Annotated in this window: 12 protein-coding genes and 1 pseudogene; 5 read left to right on the top strand and 8 right to left on the bottom strand. The window is 34.0% G+C overall.

Going from position 1 to position 14,853, the window contains the following annotated elements:
• Window positions 1-132 precede the first annotated feature (132 nt).
• Window positions 133-918, bottom strand: a complete 786-nt coding sequence (locus ABFR62_08895; protein ID MEN8138538.1) for a sulfite exporter TauE/SafE family protein — start codon at window positions 916-918, stop codon at window positions 133-135.
• 549 nt (window positions 919-1,467) lie between these two features.
• Between ABFR62_08895 and ABFR62_08890 the strand changes: the two genes are divergently transcribed.
• The 5 genes from ABFR62_08890 (at window position 1,468) to phoU (ending at window position 5,733) form a co-directional block, all read left to right on the top strand.
• A complete protein-coding gene (locus ABFR62_08890; GenBank protein ID MEN8138537.1) occupies window positions 1,468-2,430 on the top strand; it encodes a PstS family phosphate ABC transporter substrate-binding protein in 963 nt (320 codons plus the stop codon).
• 74 nt (window positions 2,431-2,504) lie between these two features.
• Complete coding sequence (gene pstC, locus ABFR62_08885; GenBank protein ID MEN8138536.1) at window positions 2,505-3,380, top strand: phosphate ABC transporter permease subunit PstC; 876 nt, start codon at window positions 2,505-2,507, stop codon at window positions 3,378-3,380.
• Complete coding sequence (gene pstA, locus ABFR62_08880) at window positions 3,373-4,230, top strand: phosphate ABC transporter permease PstA (GenBank protein ID MEN8138535.1); 858 nt, start codon at window positions 3,373-3,375, stop codon at window positions 4,228-4,230. The genes pstC and pstA overlap by 8 nt, the downstream gene beginning before the upstream one ends.
• A 7-nt stretch (window positions 4,231-4,237) precedes the next feature.
• Entirely contained in the window at window positions 4,238-5,056 is an 819-nt protein-coding gene (gene pstB, locus ABFR62_08875; protein ID MEN8138534.1) for a phosphate ABC transporter ATP-binding protein PstB, read from the top strand.
• Between the two features lie 14 nt (window positions 5,057-5,070).
• Window positions 5,071-5,733 (top strand): phosphate signaling complex protein PhoU, encoded by a 663-nt coding sequence (gene phoU, locus ABFR62_08870; GenBank protein ID MEN8138533.1) that lies wholly within the window; start codon window positions 5,071-5,073, stop codon window positions 5,731-5,733.
• Between the two features lie 498 nt (window positions 5,734-6,231).
• Here phoU and ABFR62_08865 read toward each other — a convergent pair whose 3' ends face one another.
• The 7 genes and pseudogenes from ABFR62_08865 to ABFR62_08835 form a co-directional block, all read right to left on the bottom strand.
• Complete coding sequence (locus ABFR62_08865) at window positions 6,232-8,010, bottom strand: ATP-binding protein (GenBank protein MEN8138532.1); 1,779 nt, start codon at window positions 8,008-8,010, stop codon at window positions 6,232-6,234.
• A gap of 2 nt (window positions 8,011-8,012) precedes the next feature.
• A complete protein-coding gene (locus ABFR62_08860; protein MEN8138531.1) occupies window positions 8,013-8,699 on the bottom strand; it encodes a response regulator transcription factor in 687 nt (228 codons plus the stop codon).
• A gap of 77 nt (window positions 8,700-8,776) precedes the next feature.
• Window positions 8,777-9,235 (bottom strand): hypothetical protein, encoded by a 459-nt coding sequence (locus ABFR62_08855; protein MEN8138530.1) that lies wholly within the window; start codon window positions 9,233-9,235, stop codon window positions 8,777-8,779.
• Between the two features lie 87 nt (window positions 9,236-9,322).
• Window positions 9,323-10,456: a hypothetical protein gene (locus tag ABFR62_08850; protein ID MEN8138529.1), complete on the bottom strand. Its 1,134-nt coding sequence runs from the start codon at window positions 10,454-10,456 to the stop codon at window positions 9,323-9,325.
• A 19-nt stretch (window positions 10,457-10,475) separates the two neighbouring features.
• Window positions 10,476-13,253: a TonB-dependent receptor gene (locus ABFR62_08845; protein MEN8138528.1), complete on the bottom strand. Its 2,778-nt coding sequence runs from the start codon at window positions 13,251-13,253 to the stop codon at window positions 10,476-10,478.
• A 41-nt stretch (window positions 13,254-13,294) separates the two neighbouring features.
• The gene (locus tag ABFR62_08840; GenBank protein MEN8138527.1) at window positions 13,295-13,648 is read right to left on the bottom strand and encodes a carboxypeptidase-like regulatory domain-containing protein; all 354 of its coding nucleotides are present in this window, start codon (window positions 13,646-13,648) and stop codon (window positions 13,295-13,297) included.
• 429 nt (window positions 13,649-14,077) lie between these two features.
• Window positions 14,078-14,755: pseudogene (locus tag ABFR62_08835) on the bottom strand (nucleotidyl transferase AbiEii/AbiGii toxin family protein).
• Window positions 14,756-14,853 lie beyond the last annotated feature (98 nt).

Genomic DNA, 14,853 nt, shown 5'->3' with positions numbered 1-14,853 from the left:
ATATTTACAATACATTTCCGGGAGCTCCTTTTAGTCGCTTCCTCAATAGTTTGTTCATAATATTTTTTGCTCCGGGGTGCCGTTTCTATCCCTAGCGGTATTATTACTAAGTCTAAAGTCCAACATCTAATCCTATCCTTTTATCAATCGAAAAGCGTCGTTCAAATCAATAAAACCAAAAATATTTGCTGCGGTAAGTAGCACTACAACAAGAATTACCCAGCGAACAAATTCCGCTCCCCGCGTTATTGCATATTTGGAAGCTACATAAGCCCCAATTACATTTCCTATAGATAATATAAGCCCGTATTTATAGTTTACCTGATCGTTCCAAATAAATACAGCCAGACTGAAGGGAACGTACATCATCACTATCAAAATTTTTATGGCATTGGCTTTTACCAGATTATAACCGGCACCTAAAACAATCGAAGCAAGTAAAAAGTAACCAATACCTACATGAAGAAAACCACCGTAAATACCTATAAAAAAGAAAAGAATATATTGCCATATACTTACTTTTTTATCTATTAATTCCTGTTTGTTCAGTAACCATCTGTTTGGTCTTAGGAAAATGAAAATTACCATGATTATCATAATAATCGCCATTGCTTTTTCAAATATATCTTCGTTGATATCAATTGCAATGTAAGCTCCCAGTATAGAACCTATTATTGTAGGTATACCTAGCCTTATACCTTTCTTGCTGTCAAGAATATTATTTTTTTTGAAATTAATTGTGGCAGTAATAGTTTGCAGGGTTATTGCAATTCGGTTTGTACCGTTGGCAATACCTGCAGGAAGCCCCAGAAACATCAATATTGAAAGTGAAATAATACTTCCGCCACCGGCGAGAGTGTTGATGAATCCTACTGCAATTCCGGATATTATTAACGCTATAATTTCGGGTATAGTCATGATTGAAATTTATGATGCAAGGTTACAAAATATGCCTGAATTGAAAGCTGTTGTAGAATGTTTTTTGCGCTAAGGGTTATTCACAAGTTATTACTTAATAGGAGTTCATGATTGCTTTGCAGTTGTTTCACATCCTCTTTCTCCGCTGAAAAACCCGAAACCCTCAGTGTTTACTGAGTTTTTTTTTGTGACAGTTTGGGTGACAGTAGAATTATTAGTTGTTATCATTCACTTTCCTACATTTTTGGATTATTTTATCATTTGTAATGTGTTTTTTTGATAAAAATCATCAATAATATATTCACTTGATTTCCCCTAGTTAATCTTAAAATTTTAATTCCCCTCAAAACTTATCCGTTACCTTGATAAGTTAATCTCAGTTTTCTGTGATGTGAGGAATGAAGGTAAACATAACATTAAGTTTATACCAGTATCCATCACGGAGACAAGGCTTTATCACTATCGTGAATTAACAAACATTTAATAGTCTATTAAGATTTGAGTAATATATAAGGTATATATTGTGTGAAACAGGTTAAGAAGTAAAAGATGAAGACAAAAGCAATAATTTTAGCAGCAGTCATTACTATATTTACTGCTTGTGGAGGGGGCAACTCTGAAAATCAACAAGACGCTGAAAACAAAAGCGCAACAACAGAATTATCAGGAAGCATTGCCATAGATGGTTCCAGTACAGTATACCCGGTTACAGAAGCAGTAGCCGAAGAATTCAGAAACGAACAGCCAAGGGTTAAAGTTACTATTGGTGTTTCCGGAACAGGAGGCGGTTTCAAAAAATTCGCAAGAGGCGAAACAGACATCTCAGATGCTTCAAGGCCAATTAAAGACAGGGAGATTGAAATCTGTAAAGAGAACAATATTTCTTATTTAGAGCTAAGTGTTGCTTATGATGGTTTGGCAGTTCTCATCAACCCTTCCAACGACTGGGTGGATCATTTTACAGTAGAAGAGTTGAAGAAACTTTGGGAGCCGGCAGCACAAGGACAAATTATTAAATGGAACCAAATTAGAGACGGATGGCCTGATGAAGAAATTCACTTATTCGGACCCGGAACTGCCTCTGGTACTTACGATTATTTTACTGAAGCTATCGTTGGTGAGAGTGGTGCCAGTAGAGGTGATTTCACAGCGAGCGAAGATGATAACGTATTGGTTCAGGGTATTGCCGGTGACAAATATGGTTTAGGGTTCTTCGGATTGGCTTATTACGAAGAAAATAAAGATAAACTTTCTTTAGTAGCGGTTGATGGTGGTAACGGCCCCGTTGCTCCTTCTTTAGAAACAGTTAAAGATGGCTCTTACGCTCCTTTATCCCGACCGCTTTTTATCTATGTAAACAGTAAAGCTGTTGAAAGACTGGAAGTGATAGAATTTGTTAACTTTTATCTGGATAATGCCGATGAGCTTTCTAAAGATGTTGGCTATATCCCGCTTCCTAAAGCAGAATATCAAAAACAAAAAGACAACTTTAAATCTTTTGCCGGCAATTAATAATATTTGATTTAACTCACTTGATTATGATAAAACCTGGCTAGCTAATAGTCAGGTTTTAGCGCACAAATAAAATGAAAGTTAGAGAGCAAATAATAGAACAGCTGCTAAGATTGAGCGCAGCCATTACCATCCTAACCACCATTGGGATCATATTGGTGCTCGCTATTGAAGCATTTAGTTTTTTTTCTGAAGTATCCATCGTTGAATTTTTAACCGACCCGGAATGGACACCCCTATTTACCAATAAACATTTTGGGATAATGCCACTATTGGTTGGCACATTACTTACAACTTTCATTGCAATTGCCGTTGCCCTTCCAATTGGTTTAACGGTTGCCATTTACCTAAGCGAATATGCTCCAAAGGGATTTAGAAAAACTCTAAAGCCATTATTAGAATTGTTGGCCGCCGTTCCCACTGTAGTGTATGGTTTTTTTGCTTTGATGGTGGTAACACCTATCCTTCAACAATTTATTCCCGGTATGAGCGGGTTCAGTGCGCTTTCTGCCGGCATTGTTATGGGCATTATGATTATCCCATTTATTTCTTCATTAAGTGAAGATGCACTAAATGCTGTACCTAAAGCACTAAGAGAAGCCGCTTATGGAATGGGATCAACAAGACTGCAAACCGCCTTTCGTGTAGCTGTTCCTGCTGCATCATCGGGAATAGTAGTATCTATAATCCTAGCTATTTCCAGAGCCGTAGGTGAAACAATGATCGTAGCCATTGCTGCCGGACAACAACCTCGATTAACATTGGATCCGACAGTTCCAATTGAAACCATTACTGCATACATTGTGCAAGTAAGCTTGGGTGATGTGCCTCACGGATCGCTGGAATACAAAACTATATTCGCAGCAGGAATAACATTGTTTGTGTTCACTTTAATGTTAAACACCGTTAGCTTTTGGATAAGAAAAAAATATCAGCAGAAGTATGAATAGAGCTAAAAGGAATAAACTGAAAGACCAAATCTTCATGGTGTGGGGGTTGGGAAGCACATTGCTTGCCTTGCTTTTGCTGGTTCTTTTTATTGGGGATATTTTGGTTGATGGAATAATGAGAATAGATTGGGACTTTCTTACCTCTCTCCCTTCTCGTAAACCGGAAAAAGCCGGTATTTGGACAGCAATGATGGGGTCTATATGGATATTAGGCCTAACAGCAGTCATCGCATTTCCGATAGGTGCTGCAGCAGGAATATACCTGGAAGAATATGGTAAGAAGTCTAGATTTGCAAACATACTGGAGATCAATATTTCTAATTTGGCAGGCGTACCTTCCATCATATACGGTTTGCTTGGTTTAGAAATCTTTGTACGTATAATGAATTTAGGCGCAAGTGTATTAGCGGGCAGTTTAACCCTTTCACTACTTATTCTGCCAATTATTATTGTGGCAACGAGAGAATCTATAAAAGCGGTGCCATCAACAATTAAGGAGGCATCTTTTGCAATGGGTGCAACTAAATGGCAGACTATTTGGCACCAGACCTTACCTGCTTCAATTGGAGGTATTTTAACAGGGGTTATCCTGGCGTTATCGAGAGCAGTTGGAGAAACGGCACCTTTAATTGTAATTGGCGCATTGGCATACGTACCATTTGCACCTCAATCGCCAATGGACGAATTTTCTGTTTTGCCAATGCAAATATTTAATTGGATAAGCAGACCACAACACGGATTTATAACCAACGCAGCAGCAGCCATTATAATTCTGCTTGTAATCACATTCGTAATGAATGGCATAGCAGTTTACTTTAGAAACCGATGGCAGAAAAATATTAATTTGTAAAAACAATATGAGCTCAACAATAGAACACAAGGAGAAAGCTAAAGAAGATCAATTCAATGATTTGGCACCGGAGGCATTTAAGATAGAAGCTATAAATACGGACGTGTTTTACGGGCAATTCCATGCGATAAAAAATGTTTCTATCGGAATGAAAGAGAATTCGGTTACGGCCTTTATAGGTCCATCGGGCTGTGGAAAATCTACCTTCCTCAGGCTATTTAATAGAATGAATGATTACATTGATTCTTTTAGCATGAAAGGTATAATCAAATTAGACGGAAAAGAGATTACAGGTAAAAAAGTAGATGTAGAACAACTCAGGAAAGATGTTGGCATGGTATTTCAAAAGCCGAACCCTTTTCCTAAATCTATATACAACAATGTATCCTATGGATTAAAAATTCAAGGAATTAAAGACAAGGCTTTTATTAATGAGCGTGTTCAAACCGCACTTACACTAGCCGATTTGTGGAATGAGGTTAAAGACAATCTAAAAAAACCGGCCTTAGCACTTTCCGGTGGACAGCAACAACGTCTTTGTATTGCCCGAACACTTGCGGTAGAACCTTCTGTAATTCTTATGGACGAACCCACCTCCGCTCTTGATCCAATTTCTACAGCAAAAATTGAGGATCTTATTTTTCAGCTACGAGAAAAATATACTATTGTAATTGTAACGCACAATATGCAACAAGCCGGTAGGATTAGTGATGAAACAGCTTTCTTTTACATGGGCAAATTAATCGAAAACGGACCAACACAAAAAATATTTACAAATCCCGAAAATGAACGTACTGAGAATTACATCAGCGGCCGATTCGGATAATAAATCAGAAAACCATGAATCATTTGGAGACAGAATTAAAAGAACTGCAAGACACCATTCTAGAAATGATGAAACTTTGCATTTCGCAGCTAGAAAAAGCAAAAGGCGCATTCCTTTACAACGATGAAGGATTAGCCCATGACGTTATTCATAGCGAAAAATTGATTAATGCTTTAGAACTTAACATCGACAGAATCTGCGAAAACATCTGTGTATTGTTTCAGCCGGTAGCTACTGATTTAAGGTTTGTAATAGCTTCACTTAAAATCAATTCCGACTTAGAACGAATAGGAGATTATGCGGATAGTATTGCAGGCTATGTAATTGATATTGCCAAGCCAATTCCTGAAGAAGCCCTGGAGAAAATACAGATGTCTAAGATGTTTGACATTGCCATTTCTATGATGACCGACATCCACAAGGCTTACGAAGAAGGCAACTCAAAACTAGCCAGAGATGTGTACAAAAAAGATGTGAAACTAAACAAGATTAACGGAAAGGCTTTTAATGCTATTAGCAAACTAATCAAAGAAAGTCCATCTGAAGTTAAACCTTTTCTCTTATTATTTGCTACCACAAAAAAAATAGAACGTACTGGTGACCATATAAAAAATATAGCAGAAGATATCATTTTTCATATAGATGCAGAGGTGCTGAAGCATAAAAAAAAGAAATAACCAGAATTAACATATAAATGAATTTCTGAATGCACTATTAAAATCAAAGTATTTTAGCTCGCTGGCATCACACTATAAAAAAGCGTGACAGGCTTTTACTTTAAAGGTTGCTAAGACTAAATCCGACCCAGGACTTGCATCCCTTTACTTACAACTTCTTAAAAGTTATTTTCCTAATATATTCTTACAATTTAGAAAGCTAAAAAGTCAATTCTGATTATCCTGTCGTCTTTTAGAAAGCTAAAAAGCCAATTCTGACTATCCTGTCGTCTTTTAGAAAGCTAAAAAGCTGAATTCTGACTATCCTGTTGTCATTTAGGAAGCTAAAGAGCTAAATTCGGCCTATCCAGTGCAATTTAGATAGCTAAAAAGCTAAACTCTGCCCCTTTTGTCTTCCTTCAGAAATCTAAACACTCAAACTGTTAAAATTTAATGGTTTGGGTGTTTTCTTTTTCTGACTTTTTCTCTTATAAAGAACTGTACTAATTTTTTAATGTATTATAATTTATTCACTCTATCGCTCTTCTTTCCAAGAGAAAAAACAAACTCTAATCCTCCATTTTTATGGATTTTGGCATTTATTACGCCTTTGTGAAATTGTACTGCATTTTTTACAATAGAAAGTCCCAAACCGGATCCTCCTGTACTTCTTGACCTTCCTTTGCTTACCCTGTAAAATCGTTCAAAAATCCTTTGGATGTGTTCTTCTGGTATTCCTGGACCATTATCTCTATATGAGAAATAATAGTGAGTATCGTCTTCTAAATAAGTATTAATTTCGATAGTAGTATTTTCGCCTGCGTATTTTATAGAATTGTCTATTAAATTTTGAAAAATAGAATGTATAAGGGTTTTATTTCCTGTAATAATTACCCCTTCAAATAAATTTATATGTAAAATAATATTTTTCTTATCTAGCTTTACACCAAGATAGATTTTGATATTATTAAGAATTTCATTTAAATTTAATTCCTCTATTTCATAATGGTTAGGGGCTTCTTCTAGTTTAGAAATAATGCTAATTTCATTAATAATATCAACAAGCCTATTGATTTGCTCAATAGATCTGCTCAAAAAGTAATCAGATTGCTCGCTCTCCAGATCCTTATTTTCGGTAATTGTTTCTAAATAACCTTTTACTATAGTAACCGGCGTTTTTAGTTCATGAGCAATATTTCCGGTAATTTCATGTTTTAGAATTCTTCTTTTTTCATCTTTAGTTATATCAGCAATAGAAATTTCGAAACTTTTATCAAAAAACACACTTGCATTTATCTCAAAATATTTTCCGTTACTTTCTATATTTTCATTATAGTTATAAATTTTACCCTTTGAATTATCTGTCAACTTTTTATCTACAAAACCTATTACCCCTTTAAAAATTTTTGATTTAAAAATATCTTCAGATACTACGTTGCTTTTGGTTAAAATTATGTTGATATATTGTATAAATAAAGGATTAACAAAAATATTTTCTCTCTTTTCATTGAAAATAGCAATTCCTTTACTCGAGTATTGAAAATGATTATTAAGCTTTTCACGCTCTATAGATAATATATTTTTTGCCTTATTAATATCACTATAAAGAGTAATAATTTCTTGAGCGATTACACCTAGCTCATCGTTTGGAAGTTTATCGATAATGGTACTTTGTTGTTCTTTATTATTTTTTGCATTGATTGCAAAATTTTTTAAAACTAAAATTGAATCACCCAGTTTATCGGCTACAAACAGGGCTATGATTAAGAATACAATAAAAATTATTGCAGTAATTAATATAAAAAGTGTATCTACTTTTAGCTGATTAATCACAGGGATATTATAAATTAACGACGAACGCACAAATAGGTTTTCGTAATTTTTGGCAAAGTAAAAATATTCTTTTCCTGTGGTTGCAGATTTTCTAATATTATAACCTTTGGTATTACTTTTGGCTGATAATATTTCCGGCCTACTTCCGTGATTATCTAATTCTTTTACGTCGCGTACTGCATTATCAAACAATACCTTTCCTGATAAATCAATTACTGTAACTCGTAAGTTTTCAACAGGAAATAACTCTACAAGACTATCAACGTAAGTATAGTCGTTGTTTTTATTAAGGTGATTAAATATTATATCAGAATATTGACAAAGAGTGTTTTCTATAGATAAGATTTTTGTTTCTTTTTCTCTTTGATATTGGTAAACTGTTACTGTTCCGGCAAATAAAAAAAACATCGAAACAAAGGTTACAATTATTCTTGTTTTATAAGGTATGTAAGTCTTTTGCCCCATGTCTATTTTGTTTCAAACTTGTAGCCGTAGCCTACTCGGTTTACTATACACTTTCCGTAGTCGCCAAGTTTTTTTCTCAACCGGGTAATATGAACATCGATTGTTCTATCACCTACAAAAGATTCACTATCCCAAACATGTTTGAAAATATCTTCCCTCGAAAAAATTTCATCTTTATTTTTTATTAGAAGATTTAAAATTTCTAATTCTTTTTTTGTGAGGTTTAATACTTCTTGATTGATTTTAACTTCTTTTGACTTCTCGGAAACTTCTAAATCCTTATAAATAAATACATCATCTTTATTAATAAGCAGCTGCTTTTTATTAGAACGTTTTAGAACTGAATAAACTCTTGCCTTTACTTCGTTTATAGAAAATGGTTTTTTTATATAATCGTCACCACCAATACTAAAGCCTGTTAAAAGATCATTCTCAGTATTTTTTGCAGTTAGAAAAATAATTGGAGTATTTAAGTTTTTTTCGTGACGTATAATATCAGCTAACTGAAACCCTGAAATTTCTTCCATCATTACATCGAGAATAAATAAATCGAATTGCTCTAATTCTAACTCAAGTGCTTCTTCGGCTGAGTAAACAATGGTTAAATCATATTCCGAAACCAAGTTAAACTTTAAAATTTCGCTAATATCCCTTTCATCGTCGGCAATTAATATTTTCTTTTTATTCATTTTAATATTAGCTAAGTAAAATATTGATAATATCTAAACAACAAAATTTAAACCGAAGATATTACAATGTTATGAATCTAAAACTTTTCAAGCTCTTTTTGTGCTATTTTTGCAGCTCTACCATTTGGAAATTTTTCTAAATAGGCTTTTATAGATTCTGGCGTATTTTCGGCTTTTGCCTTTTGCCAACTAATTATATCTACAGCCATTTCTGCCTTTCGTTGATATTTTCCGTTTGGAAATTTTTGAAGGTAAAGTTGTAAACTGTCTACTTCAAATTTTGTTGTTGCAACATCGTATGCCTCAATATAAAAAGCCTTATCGTAAATCTTAGTAACATCGTCCTTATACTTACTTTCGAGAAAGGTTTCTAAGTATAATTCGCAATGTTTAATTTCTTTGCTTCTATTTACATATTCGAAACTTTCAGTTTCGCCTATTGATAAAAAATATTCCTTATTAATCTCGATGTTCTGAGCAATAATTGTTGTTATAAACGAAATGGATAAGACAAATATTAATAACTTTTTTTGCATTTTTTTATTATTAGAGAGGGTAGGCCAAAGACCTACCCCTAATTGATAATAATAATAATAATTAAACTATTATATAAATATACTAAATTAATTTGAAGGTGCTGCCCAACCATCAGCCCAAGTAGGTTGCATAGTTGTTGCATCTGTGTATTCTCCTGCACCAGTTGCCGAAGCATTTTCTCCTACTGTAATTCCTTCAACAGCTTTTACATCATTACCTGCACCCACATTTACAAAGTTTGCGTTAGTAACTGTAATTTCTCCGGCAGAAATACGATCAAACGTATCAACATCATCGGCTTGTGCAAAAAAGTAAGCGTGACCTTTATTATCGGCTAAACCTCCGATGATTATATTATCGATAGCCTGAACTCCGGATCCTTCTTTTAAGAACCATGGTTTCTCTCCCATTCTGTAAATTGTCATATTTGTAAATGTTCCATTTGTCATTGGAGTTGCTGCACCGGATGAACCGTTGTTAGATCCTTCGATACCGGATTTTGTTGAGTTATAAGCATACCAGTAACTTCCCGATCCTTGCCATCCGTCAGCAAAATCAATTCCATCATCACCACTATTGATAGAAACTAAGTGGTCGGCATCTACTGTACCTCCAAAGAATTCGATCCCGTCGTCGTTTCCGTTATAAGAAGAAACATAACTTACAGTAGTTCCACTACCTACAGCAAATAAAGAAACTCCGTTAAACTGTTTTTCATCGGTAAAGTTGTATCCGGAGTATTCAACTCTTACATATTTTAATACTCCTGAATTGTCGTCAGCATCATCTCCACCATAAGGCTTATTTCCTACTTCTGAAGTTCCCGGTTTATTTGTTGGAGCGTACCCACAAATAACTAATCCTCCCCAGCTAGCCGGTTCTTTTACTGTTGAAGTAAAAACAATAGGGTTTGTAGCAGTACCTTCTGCCAAAATTTGAGCTCCTTGCTCTATCATTACATACGAAGTTGTTCCTCCCTCTGCAGTAATTACAGTTCCTGCCGGGATAGTTAAAACAGCGCCTTCTTGTACTGTAAGTACCCCGTTTAATTGGTATGCAGTGGCTGCATCTAAAGTAGCCGACTCTGTTAAAGTAACACTGCCTAATTGATTTCCTTCGATAACATTATTATTGTTATCAGGTGTGTCTTCTTTTTCACAGCTAAACATAAATACAGCTGCAACTAGAATAAGTAATAAAGATTTGTTAATTGTTTTCATTTTTAAAAGAATTGTTAAGTTAAAATTTATATGTTATTGAAATATTAATTTTTCTTCCGCGTTTATATGAATTAACAAGTACATTGCTTGTTTCGTTTACTTGAACTCTATCGATAGAAGGATTTAAAAGATTTTGTGCCTTAAACGAAACTCCTACTTTATCAAAACCGGTTTTTACTACAAAGTCCACTGTATTAACAGCCTTATCAACTTGATTACCCATAGATGTGTGCCCTAGTGAGTAAATTCTATCTGATATATAATTATAGATTATAGATATGTTTGCAGTATTTTTTTGCTCGTTCCACTTTTTAGCATAACTCAGCGACATATTTGCCAAAATTGGAGCTGCTCCTTGTAAGGCATCTTTGTTTTTATTGAAGTTAGAATAAAAGTACCCATTAGTTTCGCTAGCTACCTTTTCTGAATCTAACTCCTGTATTGTTTGCATCAAGGTTAAATTTCCGGATACTTGAATCTTATCGATGTTATCGTCGTCGCTAAAGTTGAAAAGCGTTTTTCTAGCTTCTAATTCAATTCCGTAAACATATCCCCAGTCGCCGGTATTGGCACTTGTATATTCGCTAAAACTAGAGTTTGCTGCAAATTTGTTAATTGGATTAACAATGTATTTTCCAAAGGTTGTTGCGCTGAACATTTCTCCATTTTTAGGGAAGTATTCCCATTTTAAATCGGTGTTGTAAACATCAGAAGGATATATATATGGGTTACCGTAAGTATCATCACTAATTCCTTCAAAAACAATTAAAGGCATTTCTTGTAATTGTGGTAATGTATATGTTTTTGATGCAGCTAAACGTAGGTTAGCTTTATCGTTTAACCTGTATTTGAATGATACACTAGGTAATACTGAAAGCTTGTTAAACTGTGTGCTTTCTTCTAAGCCGGTTGTATTTTGAGACGATAAATAACTTATACTTTGGTGAATATTTTCTACTCTTAAACCAGTGAGCATATTTAGCCTGTTATTGATATTGTATTCTAATAACCCAAATCCTCCATTTACATAGCTATAACCGTTGTATTTAAAACCGTGCTCACCATTTACCTTAATAGTTTTTACATCAAATCTATTGTTTAGGTAATTTTGCTCGTTTAAGAAACTATCTACATCGTTAATATCTACTCTAATATTCTGATTATTTGCTTCGCGAAAAACCTGGTGGTTATACTGAACAGAATTAAAGTTTCTGAATTTGAATTTTCCTGAATATCCTACATTCCATTTTCCTTTATATGTATCGTTTTCCTTATCCAATCCAAACTTTCTGGAGAAATTCAGGTTTGCCGCTATTTCGTTTTCGTCGAAGCTTTGGTAATATCTAAAGTTACGTCCTGATGAAAAAGGATCTAATTCTCCAATATTTGTATTAGGGTCATAAACCTCATATGTATTTTGTTGCCTGTCGGGAACTGTATTAGTTAAGGTGTTATATGATAAGCCCCATTCGAAATCTGTTTTTTCATCCAGATTGTGTGTACCTAACAATTGATTAACAAGGATTGTATTACGTTGAAACTGTCCTCTTCTAACCAACCCATCTTTATTAGCACTAACGTCTCTAATTTCGCCGTAAAGTGTTGTTAATTCTTGCTCACTACCATTTACAAATAAAGAGTTGAAATAGTAGCTACTATTGTCTTTTGTAAAGTTTAGATTTAATAAACCTGTTGTTTGAGTATTATATGAGAATTCTGTGCCTTGTAAATCTGTTAGAGCAAACCCCGATGCATTAGCTACTCTCTCTATTTTCTCGGTATAATTATAATCACTATCGAAAGATATATTAAAGAATGTTCTTAGTTCACCATCGCCGATATCGTATTTTTTTCCTCCGGTAATTGCAGCACTTCCGCTTATAAAAGGATTGTGTGTATTCGGATTCCATGAATTTTCGAAATTATACGAATTTCCATTTACAATAGCATCGGTATTTGGATTATCACCATTATAAAAACCACTTGTGTTTCCTACACTTGCAAGGAAAAATCTTTCCGGAAGTAATACGTTTGAATTTAAAGAATAAGCTAACGCAACTTCTAAAAACTGATCATCGTTTAATACCTTAGAATTGATATCGATATTAGCACCACCAAAATCACCGTTAAGATTGCTATTATAGGTTTTCTCAACTTCAATATGCGATATTACATCTGAATTGAAAAGTCCTAGGTCAAAGTTTTTCAATTCGGGATTATTTGAAGGAAGAGGTAAACCATTTAAAGTTGTAGTATTGTACCTATCTCCTAATCCACGAACATTTAGAGATTTCGACCCCTCCTGTTTGCTTATTCCTGAAAGTTTTGTCACAGCTCCGGCTGCATCAGAAACACCTTGGATACTCATATTTTGCGAGCCTATATATTCGACACTTTTAACAGCGTTTTTTTGCTCTATCATTAAGACACTTTCACTTTCAGTATTTTTTCGAGCTACAACAACAACATCGTCGAGTGCCACTCCTCCTCCTTGACTCATTGTAAAATCTATTACAATATTAGCGTCATCTAAAGCTGGAATTTTTTCTTGAATATCTCCGTATCCAATAAAACTAACTTTAGCAAATTTATCTTGGTCGGTAACCGACAGAATGTATTTTCCATCAATATCAGAAGTAGTACCTCTTGTAGTTCCGGGAACAAAAACATTGGCAAATGGAAGTGGTACTTTTTCGCCATTTACTTCCTCGTAAACTACTCCACTAATTGTTTTCTGTTGGGCATATAAGCTCAGACTCACTGTTAAAGTAAGCAGTAATAAAGAAATCTTTTTCATCAAAAATCAACCTTGTTATTTAAAATAACTTCTAAATAGTGTTACTTTTCTTTAATTATATCACAATTTAAAATTGTCGATTTTACTACATCAACTTCTTTTTCTACAACTTTATAACCTGCATAACTAAAACGTAGTGTATATTTACCGGGTTCTTTAATCTGCATGTTAAATTCTCCGTTTTTGTCGGTAAATGTATTCAGATCTGTTCCTTTGCACGAAACCATTGCAAATTGAATTGGAGTTTTTTCTCCTTCTACATCTTCGAGTACTGTTCCTTGCAATAAAGTAACAGACTTAGAATTTTTTGTTTTTGCTTCGTCCCCCTTTTCGTTAATTGCACTAGCATTTATTGCACTAGCAACTATCAACATGATTAAGAATATTTTTTTCATTTTCATTTCGTTTATTAATTAATTTTTACACTGCAAATAAAAAGCATCATTATTACAGAGCTAATACAAGGATGTTAAGATGCTGTTACATTTTAAAAGCTTATACGGAATTTTATATCCAAAGAAAATTGGACAGTTATTTAAATGAGAATAAGGATGGGTTGCAGGTTTAAGGTGTTGGAATATTGAATCTTACAAGTGTCTCTTCTGGGGGTGCTTGAAATTTTTATACACTTCGCTACCAAAGAAAGCTCGTTAATTAAAATTCTCTTTCGTCTTTGTTTTTCAGTGATAAATACCTTTTTAAAAAGCTTAATATATCATCAAACCACTTGTTCAAGGTTTGGTTTGATGGGGCGTTGGTGCCGTTATTCATATTATTCTTTCAGTTCGATTAGTTGCTTCTTATAAAATTCAAGTTTATTATTGCTATAGCTCGTTAACTACTTGCCACCAATAGAAAAATGCTGACTTATCTTTTAGTTTTTTAAGCTTATTTAAAAAGTTTAATTCACCTTCTATTTTTAACTCACTAACATCCTGATCCGAAAATATTGGGAGTTGTGTAAGATTATTTTTCTTTAATCTATTGGCAATTATTGCTGCTTTGGCCGAAGCTATTATTGCATCCTCAATTGTGAAAGCCCCTTCTATTAAAAAACTACCAAATTGTTTTAAGCCTTGTTGTAATTCTTTGAAATATTCTTTTTCATGAGACAACTTGTTTTTCTCTCTTTTTGCTAATAAAATGGATGTATTGGTTATATCATCCAATACTTCAATCTGAGATACGTCAAGGTTTCTATATTTTAATTCTTTTTGAACAGTAGTATTAAAACTTTCATAAGCATCTGAAACATTATCTACCTCGTCATATAGACAAGAAATATCGAACAACTGCTTAATGATTTCCTGACCTTTTCCTTTACCATACAAAATACCTGTTGTATTGGGTGCAAAGGCAGTAAGTTTATCTCCTAGAATTGATTCTATTGTGGGAGTTGTAACAGTAAGTCTTTCACTTGATTCAATCCGTTCCGATACAATTGGACTGTCTTGAGTTTTCGGATAAATACTTTCCTCGAATAAGATATCTAAAATAATATAACCAGGACCTTTCTGTAATGTTTATAGGTGGTTGAGGTACAGAGATGTTCTGAGGGTCATAACCTTCTTCTCCGGTCTTGAGAATACTAAAAGAGAAC

Source organism: Bacteroidota bacterium, assembly GCA_039714315.1.
GTDB lineage: Bacteria > Bacteroidota > Bacteroidia > Flavobacteriales > JADGDT01 > JADGDT01.
The sequence above is the reverse complement of the archived record's forward strand: the minus strand, read 5'-3'. Positions and strand labels throughout refer to the sequence as shown.

What these genes read in the sequence shown, in the direction of transcription:
- ABFR62_08895 (MEN8138538.1), bottom strand. Translation starts at nt 918, where the DNA reads ATGACTATACCCGAAATTATAGCGTTAATAATATCCGGAATTGCAGTA.
- ABFR62_08890 (MEN8138537.1), top strand. Translation starts at nt 1,468, where the DNA reads ATGAAGACAAAAGCAATAATTTTAGCAGCAGTCATTACTATATTTACT.
- pstC (MEN8138536.1), top strand. Translation starts at nt 2,505, where the DNA reads ATGAAAGTTAGAGAGCAAATAATAGAACAGCTGCTAAGATTGAGCGCA.
- pstA (MEN8138535.1), top strand. Translation starts at nt 3,373, where the DNA reads ATGAATAGAGCTAAAAGGAATAAACTGAAAGACCAAATCTTCATGGTG.
- pstB (MEN8138534.1), top strand. Translation starts at nt 4,238, where the DNA reads ATGAGCTCAACAATAGAACACAAGGAGAAAGCTAAAGAAGATCAATTC.
- phoU (MEN8138533.1), top strand. Translation starts at nt 5,071, where the DNA reads ATGAATCATTTGGAGACAGAATTAAAAGAACTGCAAGACACCATTCTA.
- ABFR62_08865 (MEN8138532.1), bottom strand. Translation starts at nt 8,010, where the DNA reads ATGGGGCAAAAGACTTACATACCTTATAAAACAAGAATAATTGTAACC.
- ABFR62_08860 (MEN8138531.1), bottom strand. Translation starts at nt 8,699, where the DNA reads ATGAATAAAAAGAAAATATTAATTGCCGACGATGAAAGGGATATTAGC.
- ABFR62_08855 (MEN8138530.1), bottom strand. Translation starts at nt 9,235, where the DNA reads ATGCAAAAAAAGTTATTAATATTTGTCTTATCCATTTCGTTTATAACA.
- ABFR62_08850 (MEN8138529.1), bottom strand. Translation starts at nt 10,456, where the DNA reads ATGAAAACAATTAACAAATCTTTATTACTTATTCTAGTTGCAGCTGTA.
- ABFR62_08845 (MEN8138528.1), bottom strand. Translation starts at nt 13,253, where the DNA reads ATGAAAAAGATTTCTTTATTACTGCTTACTTTAACAGTGAGTCTGAGC.
- ABFR62_08840 (MEN8138527.1), bottom strand. Translation starts at nt 13,648, where the DNA reads ATGAAAAAAATATTCTTAATCATGTTGATAGTTGCTAGTGCAATAAAT.